The following is a 23,223-nucleotide window of genomic DNA, read 5'->3' as shown; positions in this document are numbered from 1 at the left end:
TCAGGGTGCGCCGGGGCGCGCCCAGCAGGGACACGTTTTCATAACCTTGTTCGGGGACGTGTCAGGGTGCGCCGGGGCGCACCCCGCGCCTGGTTCAGGGCAGCCGGATCTTCTTCGTCACCGCCATGTTGCCGAAGGTCGCGCAATACGAGTTGTGATAGGCCTCGGGCCCCCCCCGCCACCGCGATCAGGATGTCCTCGGCCCTGGCCGTGACCATGTTCCTGCCGTCGATGATGTTGCGCGAGTTCTGCTCGACCGCGCTGACCTCCTGGGGCAGTTCGCTGGCCGGAAAGGTGGCGCGGCGGAACAGCTCCTCGCGGATGCGCGGCTTGTCGTAGCCCTGCTTGGCCAGCAGGTCGGCATGGCCGGGATTGAGGAACAGGATCGGGTTGCCTTCGCCCAGCAGCATGTTGTTGGCGGCAAAGGACACCATGCCGCTGGCCAGCGTGCGCAGGATGCTTTCGGCCTGCTGGAAGCACACGAACATGTTGCCGATGTCCTGCACGCCGACCACGGTGACGGTGCTGTCCTCCGGCTCGAAGCCGCGCTCGACATGCAAGGGCACCCAGGGGCTTTCCTCCTCGGCCTCGCCCAGGCACATGGTGTATTTGCCCGGCTGGCCCAGGGTGGCCTTGTCCACCTCTTCGGGGATGGCGCCGCCGATGTTGAGCATGATCAGCCGGATCGCCCGGCCGATGGTGGCATTCGCCCGCCGCCCCGGACCCAGCGCATTGCGCCCGCAGTTCAGGTCCAGCTGCTGCCGGACCGGGCCGTTGACCAGGATCAGCGGCCCGACCGGGTTGGTGGTGGTGGCGACGCCGAACAGGTTGAACTGCGGCTCGACCAGCGCCTCGACCGCCGCGATCAGCACCGGCATGTATTCCGGCAGGCAGCCGGCCATGACGGCGTTCACCGCGATCCCCGTCACGGTGGCCAGATGGTTGGCCGGCGGGATCACGGCGATCTCGTCCGAGCCGGGCCGGCCCGATGCGGCGATGAACCGCTGCACCAGGTCGTCGGTGGGCGGGATGACCGGCATGCCGTCGGTCAGTCCCATGCGATAGAGCGTGTCGAACAGCTCGGCCGGATCGGCCGGCGCCTCGATCATGGCGGCGTTCTGCTGGTTCATTCCGTATCTCCCCCGCCTTGCCGCCCCAACCCGACAGCGCCCGGTGCGATCAGGCCGACATAGGTCTCGACGATGGTTTCGGTGACGCGCGCCACCTCCCCCTCCGCATAGAATTGCGGGTTGAGCGGAAAGACGATGGTGGGCAGATCCGGCATTCCCCGTCCCGTGCGCGCCATCCTGGCAAGCGCGGTGAAGCGTTCGGTGACAAAGACGACCGAGGGGATTCCGCGTTTGGTCAATTCGATGCAGTCATGGACACTCCACGACGTGCATGAGCCTCAGTTGGCCAGGCCGACGACGGCAAAATCGCCCAGCCGGGCGGCCTCGGCGATCACGGCCTCGTCGACGGCGGTGCTGACCGGGACGTCGAACTGGATCACGTCCTTGACGCCATAGCGCGACTTCAGCGCGGCGCCCAGATGGTCGATCATCTCGTCCATGCAGGTCCAGTGGTTGTTCAGCACCACCATTGTCTTGCCCTGCAAGCCGTTGATCTTGGGATAAAGCTGCGCCGCGGCATCGCGGGCCTTGGCGCGCGGGTCATGGATAAACAGTCGTTCCGTCATGGTTCCCTCCTGAAAACGCGGGGGGCGCGATGGCCCTGGTGCCCTGGATGATCCGGCAGAACGGCCCGTGAGGCAATCGCCGAGCGGGCCGCATAGGCGCCCCCTATGCCAAAGCCGCGGCGCGCCTAGGCATGGCGGGGGGACAGGCCCGGCCCTGGACCGGCGCGGCGCGGGCGCTCGCATGGGGCAAGGCCGGCGACATGCCGGAACGACCTCCCCTGGCTCCTATGGCATTCATAGGCCCTCTTCAGATTCGTTGACGGTGCCGGCCGCCGCCGACTAGGCTGCATGTGTCGTGGCTGTCCAGCCGAACGCGACCCCGTGCAACGTCGGAGGTTCCGATGGCAGTTGCGGCAGCACCCCGCATCATCCCGGCACCCTCCCGCAAACAGAGGACCAGACCATGCCCAGCACCAGCCGACGCAACCTGTTGAAACTCGCCCTGGCCGCCGCCGCGATCCCCGCGGTGCCGGGCCTGCTGCGGGCGGCGCCCGAACCCCGCGGCTTCGCCCCCGCGCCCGGCGACTGGCGCAGCTTCGAGCTGCGCACGCGGGTCAGGCTTGCGCCGCAGGGCCCCGCGCAGATCTGGCTGCCGGTGCCCTCGGCCCAGTCGGACTACCAGCGCTCGCTGGACGACAGCGTGACCGGCAATGCCAGCGAAGCCGCCTTCGTCACCGATCCGGCCAGCGGGGCGCGGATGCTGCACGCGCGCTTCGACGCCTCGGTCGCCGAGCCCACGGTCGAGCTGGTCAGCCGCATCCAGACCCTCAACCGCACCGTGGACTGGAGCCGCATCTCGGAGGTGCAGGAAGACCCGGCGGTGCTGGAAGCCGCGCTGCGGGGCTCCAGCCTCAAGCCGCTGGACGGCGTGGTGCTGGACCGCGCGCGCGAGATCACCCAGGGCGCCACCACCGACCGCGAGAAGATCGCCGCGATCTATGCCTGGATCGTCACAAATTGCCATCGCAACCTCGACACCCCCGGCTGCGGCCCCGGCGACATCCAGGCCACGCTGACCAGCGCGGGCCTTGGCGGCAAATGCGCCGACCTGAACGGGCTTTTCGTGGGTCTTGCCCGCGCCTCGGGCGTGCCGGCGCGCGACATCTACGGCGTGCGGGTGGCGCCCTCGGCCTTCGGCTACAAGCAGCTGGGCGCGAACAGCCCCGACGTGACCGGCGCGCAGCATTGCCGGGCCGAAGTCTGGCTGGCGGGCCACGGCTGGGTGGCGATGGACCCGGCGGACGTGCTGAAGGTGATGCGGGCCGAGACGGACCGCTGGATCAAGGATCCGGCCGACCCGCTGGTCGCACCCGTCAACGCGGCGCTTTTCGGCAATTGGGAAGGCAACTGGGTCGCCTACAACACCGCCAGCGACGTGGCCCTGCCCGGCGCGAACGGCGCCCCGGCCCTGCCCTTCCTGATGTATCCGCAGGGCCTGAACGCCCAGGGACGGCTGGACGAGCTGGACGCCAAGGCATTCTCCTACGAGATGACCGCGCAAGAGGTCTGAGCAACCCCCTCGGGCAGGCGTTCCGTTCCCGGATGCCTGCCTGTCCAAGGGCCGCAGCGGGGCGTCTTTCGGCCTCACCCCCGCCGCCGGCCTGTCGCACCGGCGGGGCATGTCAGGCGGCTTCGAGGGTCACAGGGCGCAGAGCGCGGCGCAAAGCCGGTCGATGTCCTCGCGCGTGGTATAAAGGCCCAGGCTGGCGCGGCACAGCGCCGTGACCCCCAGCGCCGCCATCAGCGGCTGCGAGCAGAAGGAGCCGGCGCGCACGGCGATGCCCTCCTGGTCCAGCAGCGCCGCCAGGCGCTGCGGCGATCCCACCCGCTCCAGCCGGAACGAGAACAGCGGCCCCTTGCCCGGCGCCATGCCGAACAGCTCGATCCCCGGCACCTTGGCCAGTTCCGCCTGCGCATGGGCGACCAGGGCCTGCTCATGCGCGCGGATGCGCGCCATGCCGATGCCGCCGAGATAGCGCAGCGCGGCGCCCAGGCCGATCTGGGCGACGATCGCCGGGGTTCCGGCCTCGAACCGCAGGGGCGGGGCGGCATAGGTCACGGCCTCGCGCGTGACCTCGCGGATCATGTCGCCGCCGCCGCGATAGGGCTGCATCTCGGCCGCCCGCTCGCGCCGGACCCACAGCGCGCCCGAGCCCGAGGGGCCATAGAGCTTGTGCCCCGCCAGCGCATAGAAATCGCAGCCGATGGCCTTTACGTCCACCGGCGCATGCACTGCGCCCTGCGCGCCATCGACCAGCACCGGCACGCCCCACGCCCGCGCGCCGGCGCAGATGGCGGCCAAGTCGACCTCGACCCCCAGCACGTTCGACATATGCGTGACCGCGACCAGCCGCGTCCGCGGCCCGATGGCGTCGATCACCGCCTGCGGGTCGAGCCAGCCGCCGGCATCGAAATCGACCCATTTCAGCACCACGCCCTGGCGTTCGCGCAGGAAATGCCAGGGCACGACATTGGCGTGATGCTCGGCCGCGGTCAGCACGATCTCGTCGCCCGGCCCCAGCCGCGGCGCGGCCCAGGCGGCAGAGACCAGGTTGATCCCCTCGGTCGCGCCCGAGGTGAAGATCACCTCGTCCTCATCGGCGTTCAGGAAATCGGCGACGATGCCGCGCACGGATTCGTAGCGCTCGGTCATCACGGCGGACAGGTGGTGCAGCCCGCGATGCACGTTGGAATAATCCTCGGCATAGGCGGACATCACCGCATCCAGCACCGCCCGCGGCTTCTGCGCCGAAGAGGCGCTGTCCAGATAGCACAGCGGCTTGCCGTTCACCCTGCGCGCAAGGATCGGGAAGTCACCGCGCAGCTCCAGCGTCTCGATCATGGGTCTCTCCGTTCCTGGTCGCGCCCGCCGATGCGGGCGGGCATGCATGAACCCAACCACGGCGCAAGGCCAGGGCGCAACAAGCAGCCGCCCCTATGCCATTCATAGGCGGGGCTGTGCCCTTGGTTGACAGCCTTGCCCGGCCCGACCAAGCTGCAGGCGACAATGCGAGGGAGGAGCCTTGCAGATGGATTAGCTGGACACGCCCTGACCGCGCGCGGTGCCGCAAAGGCCGCCTGAGCCGTTCCATCATCCCCATCCCGCCCCGAACCCCGGATCGCCCCGATCCGGCTGCCGGGCCTTGGCCAAGGACCAGCCGGAATGACCGACGAAACCGTCTTCGATGCCGGCGCGCTCGGCTGCGGCGAGCTGGTGGTGCTGTTGCGCATCCGCTTGCGCAAGATGCCGGGGCGGGTGTTGCGCGTCGTCGCCACCGATCCCGGCGCGCCCGAGGACATTCCCGCCTGGTGCCGCATGACGCGCTGCGACCTGCTGCGCCACGACCCGGCCACCCATTCGTTCTGGATCCGGTCGCGCGACGACTGGAGCTGAACCCGACCCGCATCAATCAGGAGAAACCCATGCCCGGAAAATTCGTCGTCTCGATCAGCTGCGCCCGCGACAATACCGACAAGGCCACCGTCGGCTTCGTGGTGGCCAATGCCGCCGTCGCCTCGGACAAGGAGGCCGTCGTCTTTCTGTCCATCGAGGGCACCCGGCTGTCGCAGAAAGGCTATGCCGACGACATCCACGAGGAAGGCTTCGCGCCGCTTGCCGAGCTGATGGCCAGCTTTGCCGAGGCCGGGGGCGAGATCTACGTCTGCTCGCCCTGCTTCAAGAAGCGCGGGCTGCACGAGGACAAGCTGATCGCCGGCGCCAAGGTGGTGGGCGGTGCCAAGCTGGTCGAGTTCATGTCCGACGGCGCCCCCTCGATCTGCTACTGACATGACCCGCTGGAAACCCATGCTCGCGGCCTTCGTGCTGGCCTGCGCCGCCTATGTCGGCCTGTCGTTCCTGCTGTTCGAGATGCCCAGGTCGGTCGCCGACGCGCTCGACTGCGGCTTCCTGCCGGAAGAGTTCGTCGCCTCCGGCACCCTGACCTTCGACCGCAACCGCGCCTTCGCCGTCAGCTTCCTGCGCAAGCAGGAATATCTGACGGCGGCCACGGTGGGCGTGGCGGTGGCCTTCGCCGTCTTTGCGCTGCGGACCGGCCGCAGGGGCGGCGGCGCCATCGCGGCGGGCGGCGGGCTGATGGCGCTTGGCGCGGTCTGCGTGTCCTGCCTTGCCCCGGTGCTGTCGGTGGTGGGCCTCGGCGTCATCGGATCGGCACTGGCGGGCGTGCCGAAATGGTTGTTGCTGGTGAACACGCTGGCCCTGACCGGCTGGGGGATGCTGTTCCTCTCGCGCCGGGCCGGATCCTGCACGCTGCCCGCGCGGCGCGTGAATCCATAGGGGATGGCCATGAAACGCATCTTCCTTTCCCTCGCCTGCGCGGCCGCCCTTGCCACCCCCGTCCATGCCGAGGATTCCGCCCTGCTGATCCCACCCAGGGACGGCTGGCCCCTGGCCAACCCCATGGCCGCGGCCGAGATCGCCCCGCCCCCGTTCTCATTGCCGACCGAGCGCGGGGTGAACCCGGCCTATGTCGCGGGCCTGCCGGGGTTGCATCAGGGGCTCGAAACCTTCGACGACTTCGACCGCCGCTCGCTGAAGCATGACAGCGTGCTGATCCGCCAGAGCCGGGTCGAGAACGGCGAGGTCGTCATCCCGCCGGGCGGGCTGGCCTATCTGGAGGACAGCTGGGGCGGCGAGGTCGCCCTGCGCGGCGAGAAGGTGCCGATCCTGGGCCGGACCGCGACCTATATCGACTACGACATGACCGTGGTGCTGCACAGGGACGTGACCATCCCCGCCGGCCAGGCGGTGGCGGTAGGCGGCACCGTCTATCACTATTACGCCAGCATCGGGCACGAGCAGATGGTGAACCACACCCTGCATGTGCGCACCATTTCCGGCCTCGACTGGGAATGGGCCTTCGGCTCGCCCGCCTTTTCCACCACGGAACCGAACTGGTGGGGCAATTCCTTCGCCCAGCTCTACAACCAGGGCAAGCTGCGCGAGATGAGCCGCGAGGCGCTGGTGTTCGACTGGCTGGCCGGGGTGCGGATGGACCGCATGACCTATGCCGAGACCGAGGTGTTCAAGGGCCTCGCCGCGCCGGGCGACGCCTGGACCATGGGCGGGCAGACCCTGCGCGTCGCCGCGGTGGATGAAGCCGCCGGCACCGCGACGGTGGAACTGGTCGAGGCCGGCAAGGTCGTCGCCGCCAAGACCCTCGGCCCGGTGCTGTCCGACCGGCTGATCGAGGACCACGACGCCCGCAAGGCGCTGGTCTTCGAACATGGCGACGTGGTGGCGTTCCTGTCGCCCTGGCCCGCGGCGTTCGAGGGCGGCAAGGTCAGTCTCAAGGTCTACGACGATGCCTTCGCCTTCGACTACGGCGCCGATTTCGCCCGCGACCCGCGTTTCGCGGTCTGGCCCGTGACCTGCCCGACCGGCCACGCCTTCGGCTTCATGCTGACCAACAAGCAGGAAATCCGCCTGAAACCCGGCCAGTCCGTCGACGGGCCCGAGGGCTATTTCAAGGTCGTGGTCAACAGCATCGAGGGCGATCACGTCACCTCCTGGCATGTCGAGGACAGGCAGGGCAACCGCTCGGCCGATCTGGGCGGGCCGCAGATCGCCAATGTGGACCTGGTGCTGGGACAGGGCCGCGTCACCGGCCAGTCGATCTTCAAGGATCTGGGCCGGGCGCTGCTGACGCGCAGCTACGGCACCCAGGTCGCGCTGGAAACGCTGGCCAGGCCCGAGGGCGGCGTGGCCCCGGCCCCGGCGGCTGCGCCGATGACCGCCTCGGTGGTGCCGGTCCCGGCCGGGGCGCCGCTGTCGCCCGCGCTGCTGCTGGCGCTTGCCGTGGCGGTGATCGCCTCGGGCGCGATCGGCTATGAACTGGCCCACCGCCGCAGCTGATCCATGGGCCGCCGGGCAGCCGGCGGCCCCCTTTCGCCGGAGGAACCGCCCATGACCACCCCCCATCCGCTGCCGCCCGACGTGTCCTTCGACGGCGGTGACCTGGATTGCGGCAACGGCCTTTTGCTGCTGATCCGCAAGCATATCGACCCGCTGCCACGCGGCGGCCTGCTGGAGATCCGCTCGACCGAGATCTCGGTGGACGAGGATCTGCCGGCCTGGTGCCGGATGACCGGCAACGCGTTCCTGTCGGTCCATCGCGAGGGAAGGCAGCGGTCCTTCCTGATCTGCAAGGGCGCGCTGTCGGAACGCCGGGCCGAGCCGCCGGCCGCCGTTCCCGCCGAACCGGCCCCCCTGCCGCCGCGGGTAGCGCGCCCCGTCCCGCCGGTGCCGCCGCTGGCGGTGATGGGCATGGGCTCGTGGCCGCGGCCGCGCTGGATGGTCGAGGCCATGCACGCCCATGTCGAGGGCCGCCTGTCCGAGGCCGCCTTTCACCAGACCGCAGACGACGCGGTGCGGCTGGCCGTCGCCGCGCAGGAACGCGCCGGCGCCGATGTCGTCACCGACGGCGAACAGCGCCGCGACAGCTATGCCAGTTTCGTCGCCACCCGGCTGGAGAATTGCCAGCTGATCCCGCTGACCGACCTGCTGCCCCTGGTCGACCACCCCGAGGAATTCGAGGCCGAACTGCGCGCGCTCGACATCCCCGCCGGCGATGTGCGCCACCCGGCGGTCTTCGGCCGGCTGCGCCGCACCCGCCCCATCGTCGCGCATGAGGTCGATTTCGCCCGCGCGCTGACCGACAGGCCGGTCAAGGTCGCCCTGCCCGGCCCCTATCTGCTGACCCGGACCATGTGGATGGAATGCATCTCGGACCGCGCCTATGCCAGCCGCGAAGAGATCGCCGCCGACATCGTGCGCGTCCTGCGCGAGGAACTGGCCGAACTGGTCGAGGCCGGCGCCGCGCTGATCCAGTTCGACGAGCCGGTGCTGTCGGACGTGGTCTTTTCCGGCGCCAAGAACAAGCGCAGCTTCATGTGCGGCGCGCTGTCGGAAACGCTGGCGCCCGAGCATGAGCTGGGCTTTGCCCGCGACCTGCTGAACGCGGTCTTCGACGGCTTCGACCCCGACCGCATCGCGTTGCATGTCTGCCGCGGCAACTGGACCCCCGACGAGTCGGTGGCGCTGAGCGGCAGCTATGCGCCGTTGATCGACACCCTGGCCCAGGTCCGCGCGGGCGCCTATCTGCTCGAGGCCGCGACGCCGCGCGCGGGCGACATGTCGATCCTGACGACCCTGCCCGAGGACGCGCGCATCGGCGTGGGCGTGGTGAACCAGAAGCTGCAGGCAGCCGAGGCGGTGGACGAGGTCGCCGCCCGCATCGCGCGCGCCATCGCGCTCTTCGGGCGCGAGCGGCTGCTGCTGCATCCCGATTGCGGCTTCGCCACCTTCGCCGACAACCCGATCTGCTGCGGCGACCTCGCCTGCGACAAGATCGCCGCCATCGCCCAGGCCGCGGCACGGTTCAGGTAAGATCGCCAAGACCCTGTCGCATCGCCGCCGGGCCGCGCATCATGGCCGCAGCAACCCGGCACCCAAAGGACTGACAGATGCAATCCAAGCTTTCCACCCTGCCGCCCCTGCACGAGATCGTGCAAACGCCCGCCGGCCGCGCCTGCGTCGAGGCGCATGGCCATGCCGCCAGCCTGGCCTGCATCCGCGAATTGCTGGACGAATACCGCCAGCACCTGCTGGCCGGCACCGCAGAGGCCGAGGACCGGGAAAGCGCCGCCCGGAGGGTGGCCGGGGCCGCGCTGGAAAGGCTCGACAGCCGCAACGCGCCGGCGATGAAGCGCGTGCTCAACATGACCGGCACGGTGCTGCACACCAATCTCGGCCGCGCGGTCTACGCCCCGCGAGCGGTCGAGGCCGCCAACCGCGCCATGACCGGGCCGCTGGCGCTGGAATACGACCTCGACGCCGGACGGCGCGGCCAGCGCGACGATGCCGTGCAGGCGCTGGTCGCCGAGATCACCGGCGCCGAGGCCGCCTGCATCGTCAACAACAACGCCGCCGCCATCCTGCTGGTGCTGGCGGCGCTGGCCCAGGGGCGCGAGACCATTGTCTCGCGCGGCGAGCTGATCGAGATCGGCGGCTCGTTCCGCATGCCGCAGATCATGGAAAGCGCCGGCACCCGCCTGCGCGAGATCGGCACCACCAACCGCACCCATCTGCGCGACTACGAAGGCGCCATCGGCCCCGACACCGCGCTGCTGCTGAAGGTGCATCCCTCGAACTACCAGGTGCTGGGCTTCACGCATGAGACGCGCTGCCCGGACCTGCTGCCGGTGGCGCGCAGGCACGGCTTGCCGCTGGTCGACGATCTGGGCTCGGGCACGCTGGTCGACCTGTCGCGCTGGGGCCTGCCGCATGAACGCAGCGTGCAGGACGCGCTGGCCGAGGGCGTGGACCTGGTGACGTTTTCCGGCGACAAGCTGCTCGGTGGGCCGCAGGCCGGCTTCATCGCCGGGCGCCGCGACCTGGTGGAACGGTGCGCGAAACATCCGCTGAAACGCGCCCTGCGGCTCGACAAGGTGCGGCTGGCGGCGCTGGAGGCGACGCTGGCGCTTTACCGCGACCCCGACCGGCTGGCGGACCGGCTGCCGACCCTGCGCCACTTGGCCCGGCGGCCCGACGAGATGCAGGCCATGGCCCAGGTGATCCTGCCCGCGCTGGCCGCCGCCCTGCCGGCCGGCCATGCGCCCGAGATCGCGGCCTCGCAGGCGCAAATCGGCTCGGGCGCGCTGCCGCTGGAAAAGCTGCCGAGCCTGGCCTTGCGCATCCCCGCGCCGGGGGCCAGCGCCGAGCGGATCGCGCGGGCGCTGCGCCGCCTGCCGCTGCCGGTGATCGGCCGCATCGCCGAGGGCGCGGTCTGGCTGGACCTGCGCTGCCTCGACGATCCGCAGCCGCTGGTCGAGCAACTGCCCGGCCTTGCCGCGCTGCTGGCCGAACCAACCCCAACCAAGGAACTGCCATGACGGAACGCCATTCGAAACTGATCATCCTGGGCTCGGGCCCGGCCGGCAATACCGCCGCGATCTATGCCGCCCGCGCCAATCTCAGGCCCATGCTCATCGCCGGGATGGCGCATGGCGGGCAACTGATGACCACCACCGACGTCGACAACTGGCCCGCCGATGCCGAGGGCGTGCAGGGCCCCGACCTGATGGTCCGCTTCCAGCAACATGCCGAGCGCTTCGAGACGGACTATGTCCACGACCACATCAACGCAGCCGACCTGGCCGCCCGGCCGATCCGGCTGCAGGGCGACGGCGGCAGCTATACCTGCGACGCGCTGATCATCGCCACCGGCGCCTCGGCGAAATACCTGGGGCTCGCGTCCGAACAGGCGATGATGGGCCGCGGCGTCTCGGCCTGCGCGACCTGCGACGGCTTCTTCTACAAGGGCAGGCCGGTCGCCGTGGTCGGCGGCGGCAATACCGCGGTGGAAGAGGCGCTGTATCTGGCCAATATCGCCAGCCATGTCACCCTGGTCCACCGCCGCGACAGGCTGCGCTGCGAAAAGATCATGCAGGACAAGCTGATGGAGAAGGTCGCCGCCGGCAGGATCACCCTGCGCTGGAACAGCCAGATCGACGAGGTTCTGGGCGACGACCGCGGCGTGACCCATGTCCGGCTGCGCAGCACCGCGGACGGGACCACCGACGAGATCGCGGTGGACGGCGTCTTCATCGCCATCGGCCATCATCCGAACACCGACCTCTTCGCCGGGCAGATCGAGATGGACGGCGGCTATATCGTCACCCAGGGCGGGCGGCACGGCATGGCGACCCAGACCTCGATCCCCGGCGTCTTCGCCGCGGGCGACGTGCAGGACCAGATCTATCGCCAAGCCGTCACCAGCGCCGCAAGCGGCTGCCAGGCCGCCCTGGACGCGGAACGCTACCTCGACGGGATGTGACGCGGAGGGGGCCGCGGCGGGGCGCGCAACGGGAAGCTTTCTTCGCCGATGCCGACGCCGGCGGCCGGCGGCCGGACAGCAAGAACGCCGCCCCCGCGCGGGGGCGGCGTCCGTCATGTCATCCGCCGGGCCCTGGGCGCAGGGGCCGATCCTACAGCGCCTGGGCGGTGTTCTTCAGCGCGCCGGGAATGGCCGTATCCTCGCCGCGCTGGCGCCAGGTCGCAAGGTCGCGGGCGCGCGAGGCGACGGCGCCTTCCCACAGCTGGTATGCGTCCTCGCCCAGCATCAGCCGCACCGGGGCCGTGTCGCCGTCCACCATGTCGATGATGACCTGCGCGGCCTTGACCGGATCGCCCATCTGCTGGCCGTCCTGGGTGGCGTAATAGTCCTCCATCCCCGCATTCAGCGCCGCGTAATCCTGGATCCGGCCCGCGGCCTTCATCGCCGCGCTGCCGGCGAAGCCGGTGCGGAAGGCGCCCGGCTCGATCAGCGTCACCCGGATGCCCAGCGGCTTGACCTCGTGATGCAGCGCCTCGGTAAAGCCTTCCAGCGCGAACTTGGACGCGTTGTAGAGGCCGCTGCCGGGGAAGGCCACGAGGCCCGCGATGCTGGTCAGGTTCAGGATATGGCCAGACTTCCGCGCGCGCATCTGCGGCAGCACCGCGCGCGACAGTTCCGCGGCGGCAAAGAAGTTCAGCTCCATCTGGGCGCGGATCTGCTCGGGGGTGAATTCCTCGAGCGCGCCATAGGAGCCCGCGCCGGCGATATTGGCCAGCACGTCGATGCGGCCGAATTGCCCGGTCGCCTGCGCCAGCGCCCGGCCGCGGGCGGCGGCGTCGGTCACGTCCAGTTGCAGCGCAAGGGCGCGGTCGCCGTGGCCGGCCGCGATCTCTTGCAGCGGGGCGGCGCGGCGGGCGGTCAGCACGGCGCTGTCGCCGCGCGCCAGAACCGCCTCGGCCAGCGCCTTGCCGAAGCCCGAGGAGGCGCCGGTGATGAACCAGATCTTGCTCATGTCATTGTCCTTTACGAAAAGATTGTCAGTGCCGCGATGGGCGGCGGGTTGCGCAGTTGCCTAAAGCGCGATCTCGACGACGTCGGCACCGTCGAAAGCCGTGTCCTCGCCGCGCGCGCGCCAGGCGTTCATGTCTTCCAGGCGCCCGGCGATGGTGGTGTCCCAGATCGACCAGGCGTCGCGGCCCAGCATCAGGCGCGTGGGCGGGGCGTCGCTGGCCACCACCTCCAGCATCCGCTGCGCGGCCTTCGCCGGGTCGCCCATCTGCTTGCCGGAGGAGCTTTCCAGATAGCCCTCGAAGGTCTCGACCATCGGGCGCCAGGCGTCGATGCGATGGACCGGGCGCATGTTCGCGTCGCCGGCGAATTCGGTGCGGAAGGCGCCGGGTTCGACCAGGGTGACGTGGATGCCCAGGGGCTTGGCCTCGATGGCCAGCGATTCCGTCCAGCCCTCGATGGCGAATTTCGCCGCGCAATAGGGACCGGCCGCGTTCATCGCCACCAGCCCGGCGATGGAGCTGACGGTCAGGATGTTGCCCGCGCCCTGCGCCCGCATCTGCGGCAGCACGGCGCGGGTCATCTCGGCCGCGGCGAAGAAGTTCAGCTCCATCTGCTCGCGCAGCTGGTCAAGGCTGAACTCCTCGCAAGCGCCCGCCACGCCGCGACCGGCGACATTGGCCAGAACGTCGATGCGGCCAAAGCGCGCCAGCGTCTCGGCCACCGCCCTGTCGCGCGCAGCCGCATCGGTCACGTCCACGGCCAGCGGCCGCACGCGATCCTCGTGGCCGCGCGCGATCTCTTGCAGCCGGTCGAGGCGGCGGGCGGTGATCACCGCATTGTCGCCATGGGCGACGACCGCCTCGGCCAGCGCCTTGCCGAAGCCGGACGAGGCGCCGGTGATCAGCCAGGTTTTCGGTTGGTAGCTCATGTTCTTTCTTTCGCTCAGATGATGGTCAGGCCGCCATCGACCACCAGCTCGGCGCCGATGACGTAGGAGGATTCGTCGCTGGCCAGGAACAGCGCCGCCCTGGCGATTTCCTCGGATGTGCCGACGCGGCCGATGGGAATGCCCCTCAGCAGGCCCTCCAGCATCTCGGGGTCTTCGGTGAAATGGGTGGCCATGGGCGTGTCGATCAGGCCGGGATAGATGCCGTTGACGCGGATGCCGCGGCGGGCGAAATCCACCGCCGCGGCCTTGGTCAGGTGGCGGCTTGCCCCTTTCGAGGCGCTGTAGCCCGGTGGCACGTCCGGGAACACGATGATGCCCGCGGCCGAGGAGATGTTGACGATGGCGCCGCCGCCCTGCCGCTCCATCTGCGGCGCGACGGCCTTGATGCCGTAGAACTGGCTGTTCAGGTTCACGTCGATGACATGGTGGAAATCCTCGGCCGTGGCCTTGTCCCAGCTGCCGTCGCGCGGCCCCGGCGTGCCGGCGTTGTTGATCAGGATGTCGATGCGGCCATGGCGGTCGATGGTCTCGGCCAGGACCGCGGCCCATTGGTCCTGCCGCGTCACGTCCAGCATCGCCGCAGAGGCGTGCTGCCCCTTGGCCGTGATCTCGGCGACCAGCCGGTCCATGTTCTCCTGCCGGTTGGCATTGGCGGTCACGACGACGGTGGCGCCTTCCTCGGCGAAGACGCGGGCGATCACCGCGCCCATGCCGGTGCCGCTGCCCGCGCCGGTGACGATGGCGACCTTGTCCTGCAAGCGTTTCATGTCGGTTTTCCTTTGAATGACGGGACCGGACCGCCCACCCACGGGCGGCTGAACGCGCAAGGCGTTCGGTCGAGGGCATAGATAGGGATTGATCCGCGAACGACCCATGCTAGAAAGTCCGTCATTCTTATTCGATCGTACGGATTTCAGGATGGACCCGCTTTCGGACGTGTTGTCGCTGCTGCGGCCGCAAGGTCAGTTCTATGCCGGCTTCGATGCCGCGGGGGACTGGTCCTTCGCCTTCCCCCCGCACGAGGGGATCAAGTTCACCGCCGTCATGCGCGGCAGCTGCTGGGGCGTGGTCGAGGGGCAGCAACAGCCGATCCGCCTGAACGAGGGCGATTGCTTCCTGCTGAACAGCGGCCACGGCTTCGTGCTGTCCTCGGACCCCGCCCTGCCGGCGGCAAGCGGCGCGGCCATCCTCGAGGCCGCCGCCCGCGACGGGATCGCCGTCCATGACGGCGGCGGCGAGGTGTTCCTGATCAGCGGCCGCTTTTCCTTTTCCGGCAGCCATGCCGCCGTGCTGTTCGACGCGCTGCCGCCCATCGTCAACATTCCCAGGGCCTCGGCCCAGGCCGAGGTGCTGCGCTGGCTGCTGGATCAATGGGCCGCCGAGCTGCGCGGCCGGCAGCCGGGCAGCGCGCTGATGTCCACCCACCTGGCGCATCTGATGCTGGTCCAGGTGCTGCGGCTGTTCCTGGACAGCGCTACCGAACTGCCGCCGGGATGGTTGCTGGCGCTGACCGACCCGCAGATCAGCCCCGCCATCGCCGCCATCCATGCCCAGCCCGCCCGCCGCTGGACGCTGGAGGACCTGGCGCGCGTCGCCGGGATCTCGCGCACCGTCTTTGCGCAGCGCTTCAAGGCGCTGGTGGGCAGCACGGCCATGGACTACCTGGCGCGCTGGCGGATGCTGATGGCGGCGGACCGGCTGCGCAGCGGCAACGAGAACGTCGCCGCCATCGCCTTTTCGCTGGGCTAGGTCATGTTGACAAATGGCGGAGCCAGAGGCGGATCGACGTGATGTCGATGAAGCCCAGGAAGCTTTCGGCGGTCTTGTCGTAGCGGGTGGCGACGCGACGGGCATTCTTGAGCTTGTTGAAGCACCGCTCAACGAGATTGCGCAGGCGGTAGAGCCTGCGGTCAACGGCGACCCGTAGCTTCCGGGTTTTGCGCATGGGGATGACCGGCACCACGTCGCGCACCTCCATGGTCTTGCGGATGTTGTCGGAGTCGTAGCCGCGGTCTGCGAGCAGAACGCTTGGCTCGGGCAGGTTGTCAGCCATGACCAGATCGAAGCCGAGGTAGTCCGATGTCTGCCCGGCCGTGATCTCGGTTCTCATGGGCAGGCCTGCCGCATTGACCCGCAGATGGATCTTGGTCGTGAAGCCACCTCGCGAGCGGCCGAAACCTTGGCGCGGAGTCCCCCTTTTGCGCCCGCTGCCTGATGATGAGCGCGAACCACGGTGCTGTCGATCATCTGCAGCGCATCCGGCACGATCCGGCTCTCGTTCAGCGCCTCCAGGATCTGTTCCCACAGCCCCGCCAACGTCCAGCGCCGGAACTGCCGATAGACAGACGACCATTTGCCGAACTCTTCCGGCAGGTCGCGCCAGGGCGACCCCGTTCGGGCGATCCAGAAAATCCCATCCAGAACAAGCCGATGGTTCGTGGGCTTGCGGCCGTTCGGAGAACGGACAGCCAGGATGAAGCGTTCAAAGAACGCCCACTCGTCGTTCGACATCAGGTTTCGTGCCACGCTGGTCTCCATTGCAGATACCAGCTTGAATCACGATCACCGCGCCCGGTGAATCCCTTTTGTCAACACGCCCTACCGCGACGTGATCGGGACCGGGCGCGCCCTTGCCATCGAGATCCTGGAATGCCTGGACCGGCAGGGGGTCACGCTTCGCCAGGGCAATGTCCGCTTGCTGCGGGCCGGGCATGACGCGACGGCCGCGACCGCGGCCGGGCCGGCGCATCCACCCCGCATCCAGAACAGGAGAACGAGATGAGCAATCCCTACGACATCTTCATCATCGGCTCCGGCGTCGCCGGCATGGCGGCGGCCGGGCAGGCCGCGCAACGGGGGCTCAGGGTCGCCCTGGCCGAAGGCGGCATGTTCGGCGGGCTGGTGCTGAACATCAACAGGCTCTGGCCAGGCCCCGAGGGCATGCCGGAATCGGGCGTCGACCTGTCGGCCGAGCTGATGATGCGCGCCACCGAGCTGGGGGTGGAAAACATCCCCGAACATGTGACCGCCATCGAGGCGGGCGAAGGCGGCGGCTGGACCGTCGTCACCGGCGCCGCACGCCACGCCGCGCGCAGCGTGATCGTCGCCAGCGGCGCCGGCCACCGCGCGCTCGGCATCCCCGGCGAGGCCGAGTTCGAGCATCGCGGCGTCTCGCATTGCGCCGATTGCGACGGCCCGATGGTGCGCGGCAAGCCCGGCATGGTGGTGGGCGGCGGCGATTCCGCCCTGCAGGAGGCGCTGATCCTGGCCGAATACTGCCCGGTCGTGCATCTGGTCCATCGCGGCGACCGCTTTACCGCGCGCCCGGATTTCGTCGAGGCGGTCGGGGCCGCGGCGCCGATCTCGGTCCGCTTCGGCACCGTGGTCGAGGCGCTGGAGGGCGCGGGCGGGCTTTCCCATGCCCGGCTGCGCGACCTGCGCAGCGGCGCGCAGGACCGGGTCGAGGTGCAGGGCTTCTTCGCCATGGTCGGGCTGGTGCCGAATACCGGCTTCCTGCCGCCGGGCGCGGTGCAAGGCCAGGAACCGCTGGCCGTCGACGACCATCTCGAGACATCGTTGCCGGGAATGTATGCCATAGGTGCGGTGCGCGCGGGGTTTGGCGGCGAGGTCGGCCATGCGCTGGAAGATGCGAACCGGGCCGTGGCGGCGATCTGCGCCCGGCTGCAGGCCGCCTGAGGGGCGGCGATGGAAGGGAAGCGTTCCTGGTGGGGCGGCCGGATTTCAAATCCGGTTGAGGCTGCGTCAGTCTTTGGTGGGTTCGACTCCCACTCCCTTCCGCCAATCGCCTTGCCGGAGGGTTCGGCGCAGGCCGGCCTGCCGGGCCGGGCCCCTGCCTGCGGATATGGCTTTGCAGGTGTAGAGCGTCAAAAAAACCGGCGCTTTGCGTCAAAAAACCGGCGCGGATGAAGGGAGGTTGAAGGCGCCTTCAAGCCTCGATCCTCGGCCAGCTATGCGCCAGACGCATGACGCGTCACCAAGATCGGCCCCCGTACCGCTCGCAGGGAGCCCTCCGGCGGGGGGCGTTGCAGCACGGTCTCCGGCTTGGTCCGTCCGCTGACAGCCTAGGCCCGCCCCTCATCCACCAGGGTCATCAGCGCCCGCTGTGCCGTCTCGGTGGCGCAGGTCGAGCCGCGCAGCCAGCGGCCCAGCGTCTGCTCTGTGGTGTGCAGCCGCGGCGCGGCAGCATAGGCGCTGCCGCCGTGCCGACCGATCCAGTCGCGCAGCACCTCGGCGAAGGGGCGGGGGTCAGATATTGGGGTCACGATATGCCTCACGCGCCCAATCGACTAGCCCGCGCGTGAATGCGTCGAACTCTACCTCCGTCATCCTGGTGACGTGGCGGTGATCCGATGACGACGCTCGGCGCCAGGCCTCCGCCTTGCTGTTCGATATTTCGAGGCCAGCCGGACAAGACGCGGCGGATCTTCGTCCTGCACCGCATCCGGGGCCTTAGCTATCGCGAGGCGGTGCGGCATATGGCGCTGTCGGAAGGTTCGGTGCAAAAGCACCTGGCGCGGGTGCTCCTCGAGGTCACGTGCCGGTTGTGGGAATACGAGGACGGCCGATGAAGGCACAATCCGGCAAGGGCGCCCCCGCCGGCAATCTCCGCCGCCAAGGCGCGGCTTCAGGCCCCCAGCAGGGCCATGCGGAAATCGCGGTCGCACAGGACGACCTCCTTCGTTCCCAGCGCCGCCGCGCGCATCAGCGCCCGCGAGGTCTGGACCTGCGCATATTCGACCGCCTGCGCCAGGCTGCGCCCGCTTCCCAGCGCCGCGGCGACAAGGCCGGCGAACAGGTCTCCGGTTCCCGCCATGGCCAGCGGCAGGTGCGGCGTCGGGTGGCGCGACAGGCCCTCGGGACCGTGGATCACGCTTTCCAGCATGTCCGGCGCCGTCTCGCGCAGCTTGCAGCCGGTGACGATCAGCCGCGCCTCGGGGGCCATGCGCAGGGCGCGGGCGGCGCGGGGGATGTCGGCCAGTTCCGCGATGGGCTGGCCGGTCAGCCAGGCGACCTCGAACGGGTTGGGCGAGGCGATGTCGGCCATGGGCAGCAGCCGGTCGCGGAAGGTGTCGGCGATCTCCCTGGGCACATAAAGCCCCGGCTGCTCGTCGCCCAGCACCGGATCGCAGTAATAGCGCAGCCGCGGGTTCGCCGCCTTGGCGCGGGCGACGAAATCGGCGGTCAGCCGCGCCACCTCGACCGAGCCGATATAGCCGGTCAGCAGAAAATCCGCGCGCTCGGGCAGGCCGCGGTCCCAGGCGCCCTGCAAGAGGTCGGCGAAGAAATCGCCCGGCAGCGCCCGGCCGCGCAGGGTCGGGTAATCCGGCGTGTTGGAAAAGATCACCGTCGGGATCGGCGCCACCTCCAGCCCGGCGGCCAGCATCGGAAAGACCGCGGCGGAATTGCCGACATGGCCCATGACCACCTGGCTCTGGATCGAGATCACCAGCGGCCGGCTCATGCGCTGCCCTCCAGCCGCCTGGACCAGTCCTCGACCCGCCCGCTCTCCAGCCGGCGGATGGCGTAGCGCCGCCAGCCCTCGGCCAGCACGTCGAGCCCGGCGATGCCCTGCAACTCGCCCAGGTTCAGCCGGTCCACGTAAAGCGCATGCCACAGCCGGCCGAGCGTCCATTCCGGCGCCACCCGGTCGACCAGTTCCAGCCGGTCGCCGGGGGCGACCACGCCAGGCTGCAGGACGCGGTAATACCAGCCGGTGCGGCCGCTTTCCTGCACGCGCCGCGCCATGTCCGCGACCCCGAAGCGGCGGTTCAGCTTCCAGCAGGGCTGCCGCCCCTGCGAGACCTGCACCAGCGCCGTGCCCAGCCGGAAGATGTCGCCCACCGCGACCTCCGCCTCGGTCGGCCCCTCGGTCGAGATATTCTCGCCAAAGGCGCCGGGCGCCCCCAGCAACCCCATGATTTCTCCGTTTTCCAAATACCCCACGGGGGTCCGGGGGTGTGAAACCCCCGGTGCTTCGGCCGGGCGCAGCCGCCCAAGTTCCTCGCGCCAGGCCGCATAATGATCGAAAGGATAGTGATGCACGGCCTTTTCCGGCCCGCCATGCACGCGGCGGTCGGCCTGTTCGTCGCCTTCGAGCCCCTCCGGGCCAAGCGCCAGCGGCCGGTCCACCGGGCGCTTGTCGATGCCGCTTTTCTGGTTGTTTCCGGGCAGGGGGGCGGCCTTGCCCGTCAGCAGGATGATCTCTGGCATGGTGTCCCTCTGCTCGCGCGTCGCCGCCAGATTAGCCAAACCCCCGCCAGGCTCAAGGGAGCGGGCGCGGCAACCTTCCTGCCCGCCCCTTGGGCAGAGCCGCCCGAAACCTGCCCGCCGGGCGGGCAGATCCCGCGCGGGGCGGCACGGCGACGGTGTGATGCGTTGCGGGCGCGCGGCTGCGATGGCACCTGCAAGGGCGGCACAGATCAGGAAGCAGATGGACAAGCGCCTTTCCATCGTCGTCATCGAGCCCGACCCCGAGCGCGCCGCCCCGATCGTGGACGGGCTGCGCGAGATCGGCGACCACGACATCCGCATCATCTCCGAGGAAACCGGCCTCGCGCGCCATATCGCCGAATGCCGGCCCGACATGGTGCTGATCGACCTGGCCAACCCCTCGCGCGACGTGCTCGAGGAGTTGGCGCTGGCCTCGGGCCCGACCGAGCGGCCGGTGGCGATGTTCGTGGACCGCTCGGACGAGCATCTGACGCGGGCGGCGGTCGAGGCCGGCATCTCGGCCTATGTCGTGGACGGGCTGCGCCCCGACCGGATCAAGCCGGTGCTGGACGCGGCCATCGCGCGCTTTCACATGTTCCAGCGCATGCGCGCCGAACTGGCCGCGACCCGTGCCGCGCTGGAGGAGCGCAAGGTGATCGACCGCGCCAAGGCGGTGCTGATGAAGGCGCGCGGCATCGACGAAGAGGCCGCCTATGCGCTGTTGCGCAAGACGGCGATGGACCAGGGCAAGCGCGTGGCCGAGATCGCGCAGCAGCTGGTCCTGGCCGCGGGGTTGCTCTCATGCCGCTGACGCCCCTGCGCCTTGGCTATGTGCCGCTGATCGACGCCGCGCCCCTGATCGTGGCGCGCGAGCTGGGCTTTGCCGCCGAAGAGGGGCTGGAATTCCAGCTGCTGCGCCTGGGCGCCTGGGCGCAGGCCCGCGACATGCTGGGCGCCGGGCTGATCGAGGCGGCGCATATGCTGGTGCCGATGCCGGTCGCGCAGGCGCTGGGTCTGGGCCCGGCGCTGCCGGAGCTGGACCTGGCGATGTTCCTGTCGCAGGGCGGGCAGGCGGTCGCGGTCAGCGCCGCCCTGGCCGCCAGGATGCGCGAGCAGGGCCACGACTTCGACTTCCGCGATGCCCGCAAGGCCGCCCATGCGCTGCATGAGGCCGCGCCCGGCCGGCTGCGGGTGGGCGTGCCCTTCCATTTCTCGACCCAGCTGGAACTGATCCGGCACTGGCTGGGCGCCAGCGGCTTCCGCCCGGCCCTGGAGGTCGTGACCGTGCCGCCGCCGCTGATGGCCGAATCCATGGCCGCGGGCGAGGTCGATGCCTTCTGCGTCGGCGAGCCCTGGGCGTCGAGTGCGGTGGACCGCGGCCTTGCCTCGCTGCTCTTGCCGGGCACCGCGATCTGGGCCTCGCCGCCGGAAAAGGGGTTGGTGCTGCGCCGCGACTTCACCGAAGGCCAGCCGCAGCTGACCGGTGCGCTGATGCGGGCGGTCTGGCGCGCCGGGCGCTGGCTCGACGAGCCCGAGAACCGCGATACCGCCGCCGAGATCCTGTCGCGGCGCGAATACCTGGACCTGCCGACCGAACTGGCCGAGCGCGGGCTGACCGGGCGGCTGCAGGTCACGCCCTCGGGCGAGATCCGCCATGTGCCGGGCTTCATCGCCTTCCATGCCGGGGCGGCGAATTTCCCCTGGAAAAGCCTGGCCGCCTTCTTTGCGCAGCGCATCGCCGCGCGGCATGGGCTGGACCCGGCGCCGGCGATGGAAAAGGCGATGGCGCATTTCCGCACCGATCTTTATCGCCAGCACCTGCGCGAGGCGGGGGCGGCGCTGCCCGGCGCCTCGGCGCGGCTGGAAGGCGCGCTGGCCGAGGACCGCGAGGTCGCGGCCGAAAAGGGCCAGATGATTCTGCGCGCCGATGCCTTCTTCGACGGCACCATCTTCGAGCCCCCTTTCGCCGGCTGAGCGTTTCGCGGGCAGGCCGGGCGCGATGCTGCCCGGCTTTCGGGCGGAACGGGCGGCGGATGCTGCGATGCCGCATCAAGGCTTGATCCGGCCGGCATCCTGACCCAATCTGGTCCCATGGCCCGGCGCAATGGCGTGCCACCGGCCCGCTCGCAATGATGCGGCACGGATTCCCGCAAGGGCGCGGAAATCCCTCCCCTCCGAAAGCGCAGTCCCGCTGCGGCGTCCCGCCGCCCTGGCCGCGCGCTTTCCGACAGCCTTCGCCATCAGCAACGCATCGGAGCCACCATGCCCGCCGTTTCCCCCGTTCCGCCCTCCGAGGCCAGCCGCGCGCTGGGCCTCTCGACCTTCGCCTTCACCATCTGCTTTGCGGTCTGGACGATCTTCTCGATCATCGGCCTGCAGATCCGCGAGCAGCTTTCCCTGACCGAGACCCAGTTCGGCCTGCTGATCGGCCTGCCGATCCTGACCGGCTCGCTGGTGCGCATCGCGCTGGGCGTGCTGACCGACCGGCTGGGCGGGCGGCGCGTCTATACGCTGACCATGCTGGCCGCCGCCGGCGCGACCTTCCTTCTGTCCCATGCCTCGACCTGGCCGCAGATGCTGCTGGCGGCGCTGGGCGTCGGGCTGGCCGGCGGCTCCTTCGCCGTGGGCGTCGCCTATGTCTCGCGCTTCTATGCCGAGGGGCGGCAGGGCACGGCGCTGGGCATCTTCGGGGTCGGCAATGTCGGCGCCGCCGTGACCAAGTTCGCCGCGCCCTTCGTCATGCTGGCGCTGGGCTGGCAGGCGACCGCGCAGATCTGGGCCGGCGCGCTGGCGCTGACCGCGGTGCTGTTCTGGCTTTTCAGCAAGGACGATCCCGTCACCGCCGCAGGGGCCGGCCGCAAGGCGCCGCTGCGCGCCGAGTTCGCGCCGCTGGGCCAGGTCCGGGTCTGGCGCTTCTCGGCCTATTACTTCTTCAGCTTCGGCGGCTTCGTGGCGCTGGCGCTGTGGCTGCCGCATTACCTGACGCAGGTCTACGGCTTCGACATCGCCACCGCCGGCATGATCGGCGCGGCCTATTCCATCCCCGGCTCGATCTTTCGCGCTTATGGCGGGGTGCTGTCGGACCGGATCGGCGCGCGGACGGTGATGTATGCGACCTTCGCCGTCTCGCTGGTCGCGACCGGGATCCTTTCGATCCCCTCGGGCGTGCCGGTGCCGGTCTTCCTGGCGGTGATCTTCGTCCTTGGCTTCTTCATGAGCCTGGGCAAGGCCGCCGTCTACAAGCACATCCCCAGCTATTACCCCGGCCATGTCGGCGCGGTGGGCGGGCTCGTGGGCATGATCGGCGGCCTTGGCGGGTTCCTGCTGCCGCTGCTTTTCGGCTGGCTGCGCGACCAGACCGGGCTGTGGTCCAGCTGCTTCATGGCGCTGTTCCTGCTGGTCGGGGCCTGCGCGCTCTGGATGCATGCCTCGATCCGCCAGATGGGCCGCGCGCCCCTGCAAGCCGCCTGAGAAAGGAGTCA

24 protein-coding genes, 1 tRNA gene and 1 pseudogene are annotated in these 23,223 nt (G+C 69.8%); 16 read left to right on the top strand and 10 right to left on the bottom strand.

What is annotated here, in order from left to right; all coding sequences use genetic code 11:
- Positions 1-38 precede the first annotated feature (38 nt).
- Positions 39-1,130, bottom strand: coding sequence for a hypothetical protein (locus E3U26_RS23445; RefSeq protein ID WP_499106857.1), 1,092 nt, complete (start codon positions 1,128-1,130; stop codon positions 39-41).
- The gene (locus E3U26_RS23440) at positions 1,127-1,696 is read right to left on the bottom strand and encodes a UGSC family (seleno)protein (protein WP_499106855.1); all 570 of its coding nucleotides are present in this window, start codon (positions 1,694-1,696) and stop codon (positions 1,127-1,129) included. The genes E3U26_RS23445 and E3U26_RS23440 overlap by 4 nt, the downstream gene beginning before the upstream one ends.
- A 403-nt stretch (positions 1,697-2,099) precedes the next feature.
- On the opposite strand from E3U26_RS23440, the gene E3U26_RS23435 reads away from it, so the two are divergent.
- Entirely contained in the window at positions 2,100-3,206 is a 1,107-nt protein-coding gene (locus tag E3U26_RS23435) for a transglutaminase-like domain-containing protein (RefSeq protein WP_499106853.1), read from the top strand.
- A gap of 129 nt (positions 3,207-3,335) precedes the next feature.
- Here the strand turns inward: E3U26_RS23435 and E3U26_RS23430 are convergent, their stop codons facing one another.
- Entirely contained in the window at positions 3,336-4,538 is a 1,203-nt protein-coding gene (locus E3U26_RS23430; RefSeq protein WP_499106852.1) for an aminotransferase class V-fold PLP-dependent enzyme, read from the bottom strand.
- 321 nt (positions 4,539-4,859) lie between these two features.
- Between E3U26_RS23430 and E3U26_RS23425 the strand changes: the two genes are divergently transcribed.
- The 7 genes from E3U26_RS23425 (at position 4,860) to trxB (ending at position 11,550) form a co-directional block, all read left to right on the top strand.
- On the top strand, positions 4,860-5,090 hold the full coding sequence (locus E3U26_RS23425; protein WP_036760382.1) for a sulfurtransferase TusA family protein: 231 nt from the start codon (positions 4,860-4,862) through the stop codon (positions 5,088-5,090).
- A 29-nt stretch (positions 5,091-5,119) separates the two neighbouring features.
- On the top strand, positions 5,120-5,482 hold the full coding sequence (locus tag E3U26_RS23420) for a DsrE family protein (protein WP_499106850.1): 363 nt from the start codon (positions 5,120-5,122) through the stop codon (positions 5,480-5,482).
- Between the two features lies 1 nt (position 5,483).
- Complete coding sequence (locus tag E3U26_RS23415; protein ID WP_499106849.1) at positions 5,484-5,990, top strand: hypothetical protein; 507 nt, start codon at positions 5,484-5,486, stop codon at positions 5,988-5,990.
- A 9-nt stretch (positions 5,991-5,999) separates the two neighbouring features.
- Positions 6,000-7,568: a hypothetical protein gene (locus E3U26_RS23410; RefSeq protein ID WP_499106847.1), complete on the top strand. Its 1,569-nt coding sequence runs from the start codon at positions 6,000-6,002 to the stop codon at positions 7,566-7,568.
- Between the two features lie 51 nt (positions 7,569-7,619).
- Positions 7,620-9,101, top strand: a complete 1,482-nt coding sequence (locus E3U26_RS23405; protein ID WP_499106846.1) for a cobalamin-independent methionine synthase II family protein — start codon at positions 7,620-7,622, stop codon at positions 9,099-9,101.
- Positions 9,102-9,178: 77 nt separating this feature from the next.
- Entirely contained in the window at positions 9,179-10,606 is a 1,428-nt protein-coding gene (gene selA, locus E3U26_RS23400; RefSeq protein ID WP_499106845.1) for an L-seryl-tRNA(Sec) selenium transferase, read from the top strand.
- Complete coding sequence (gene trxB, locus E3U26_RS23395; protein ID WP_499106843.1) at positions 10,603-11,550, top strand: thioredoxin-disulfide reductase; 948 nt, start codon at positions 10,603-10,605, stop codon at positions 11,548-11,550. The genes selA and trxB overlap by 4 nt, the downstream gene beginning before the upstream one ends.
- Before the next feature lie 151 nt (positions 11,551-11,701).
- Here trxB and E3U26_RS23390 read toward each other — a convergent pair whose 3' ends face one another.
- From E3U26_RS23390 to E3U26_RS23380, 3 genes are read right to left on the bottom strand one after another with little or no spacing between them, the layout of a single operon-like run.
- Positions 11,702-12,562, bottom strand: coding sequence for a Rossmann-fold NAD(P)-binding domain-containing protein (locus E3U26_RS23390; RefSeq protein WP_499106842.1), 861 nt, complete (start codon positions 12,560-12,562; stop codon positions 11,702-11,704).
- Positions 12,563-12,622: 60 nt separating this feature from the next.
- Positions 12,623-13,489, bottom strand: a complete 867-nt coding sequence (locus E3U26_RS23385) for an oxidoreductase (protein ID WP_036760370.1) — start codon at positions 13,487-13,489, stop codon at positions 12,623-12,625.
- Positions 13,490-13,503: 14 nt separating this feature from the next.
- Complete coding sequence (locus E3U26_RS23380; protein WP_499106840.1) at positions 13,504-14,277, bottom strand: SDR family NAD(P)-dependent oxidoreductase; 774 nt, start codon at positions 14,275-14,277, stop codon at positions 13,504-13,506.
- Between the two features lie 151 nt (positions 14,278-14,428).
- Between E3U26_RS23380 and E3U26_RS23375 the strand changes: the two genes are divergently transcribed.
- Positions 14,429-15,259 (top strand): AraC family transcriptional regulator, encoded by an 831-nt coding sequence (locus E3U26_RS23375; RefSeq protein ID WP_499106839.1) that lies wholly within the window; start codon positions 14,429-14,431, stop codon positions 15,257-15,259.
- A gap of 1 nt (position 15,260) precedes the next feature.
- Here the strand turns inward: E3U26_RS23375 and E3U26_RS23370 are convergent.
- Positions 15,261-16,021: pseudogene (locus E3U26_RS23370) on the bottom strand (IS5 family transposase).
- A gap of 97 nt (positions 16,022-16,118) precedes the next feature.
- On the opposite strand from E3U26_RS23370, the gene E3U26_RS23365 reads away from it, so the two are divergent.
- From E3U26_RS23365 to E3U26_RS23355, 3 genes are all read left to right on the top strand, one after another.
- On the top strand, positions 16,119-16,292 hold the full coding sequence (locus E3U26_RS23365; protein ID WP_499106837.1) for a SelB domain-containing protein: 174 nt from the start codon (positions 16,119-16,121) through the stop codon (positions 16,290-16,292).
- On the top strand, positions 16,289-17,206 hold the full coding sequence (locus tag E3U26_RS23360) for an NAD(P)/FAD-dependent oxidoreductase (protein ID WP_499106836.1): 918 nt from the start codon (positions 16,289-16,291) through the stop codon (positions 17,204-17,206). The genes E3U26_RS23365 and E3U26_RS23360 overlap by 4 nt, the downstream gene beginning before the upstream one ends.
- 11 nt (positions 17,207-17,217) lie before the next feature.
- A tRNA-Sec gene (locus E3U26_RS23355) sits at positions 17,218-17,311 on the top strand.
- Positions 17,312-17,592: 281 nt separating this feature from the next.
- Here the strand turns inward: E3U26_RS23355 and E3U26_RS23350 are convergent.
- The gene (locus E3U26_RS23350; protein ID WP_114536667.1) at positions 17,593-17,793 is read right to left on the bottom strand and encodes a hypothetical protein; all 201 of its coding nucleotides are present in this window, start codon (positions 17,791-17,793) and stop codon (positions 17,593-17,595) included.
- A gap of 87 nt (positions 17,794-17,880) precedes the next feature.
- Between E3U26_RS23350 and E3U26_RS23345 the strand changes: the two genes are divergently transcribed.
- Positions 17,881-18,099 (top strand): RNA polymerase sigma factor, encoded by a 219-nt coding sequence (locus E3U26_RS23345; RefSeq protein ID WP_499106834.1) that lies wholly within the window; start codon positions 17,881-17,883, stop codon positions 18,097-18,099.
- A gap of 56 nt (positions 18,100-18,155) precedes the next feature.
- On the opposite strand, the gene pdxY is transcribed toward E3U26_RS23345, so the two are convergent.
- Both pdxY and E3U26_RS23335 read right to left on the bottom strand, forming a co-directional pair.
- On the bottom strand, positions 18,156-18,992 hold the full coding sequence (gene pdxY, locus E3U26_RS23340; RefSeq protein ID WP_072462259.1) for a pyridoxal kinase: 837 nt from the start codon (positions 18,990-18,992) through the stop codon (positions 18,156-18,158).
- Entirely contained in the window at positions 18,989-19,741 is a 753-nt protein-coding gene (locus tag E3U26_RS23335) for an MOSC domain-containing protein (RefSeq protein WP_499106833.1), read from the bottom strand. Before E3U26_RS23335 ends, pdxY begins: the two co-directional genes overlap by 4 nt.
- Before the next feature lie 220 nt (positions 19,742-19,961).
- On the opposite strand from E3U26_RS23335, the gene E3U26_RS23330 reads away from it, so the two are divergent.
- The 3 genes from E3U26_RS23330 to E3U26_RS23320 all read left to right on the top strand — a co-directional run bounded on the left by E3U26_RS23330 (position 19,962) and on the right by E3U26_RS23320 (position 23,212).
- Entirely contained in the window at positions 19,962-20,552 is a 591-nt protein-coding gene (locus E3U26_RS23330) for an ANTAR domain-containing response regulator (protein WP_072462257.1), read from the top strand.
- Positions 20,543-21,715, top strand: coding sequence for a CmpA/NrtA family ABC transporter substrate-binding protein (locus tag E3U26_RS23325; RefSeq protein ID WP_499106831.1), 1,173 nt, complete (start codon positions 20,543-20,545; stop codon positions 21,713-21,715). The genes E3U26_RS23330 and E3U26_RS23325 overlap by 10 nt, the downstream gene beginning before the upstream one ends.
- Before the next feature lie 288 nt (positions 21,716-22,003).
- Positions 22,004-23,212 (top strand): MFS transporter, encoded by a 1,209-nt coding sequence (locus tag E3U26_RS23320; RefSeq protein ID WP_499106830.1) that lies wholly within the window; start codon positions 22,004-22,006, stop codon positions 23,210-23,212.
- Positions 23,213-23,223: the final 11 nt, after the last annotated feature.

Origin of the sequence: Paracoccus ferrooxidans (genome assembly GCF_029909815.1) — a bacterium.
GTDB classification, from domain to species: domain Bacteria; phylum Pseudomonadota; class Alphaproteobacteria; order Rhodobacterales; family Rhodobacteraceae; genus Paracoccus; species Paracoccus versutus.
This window is presented reverse-complemented; position numbering and strand designations above follow the sequence as displayed.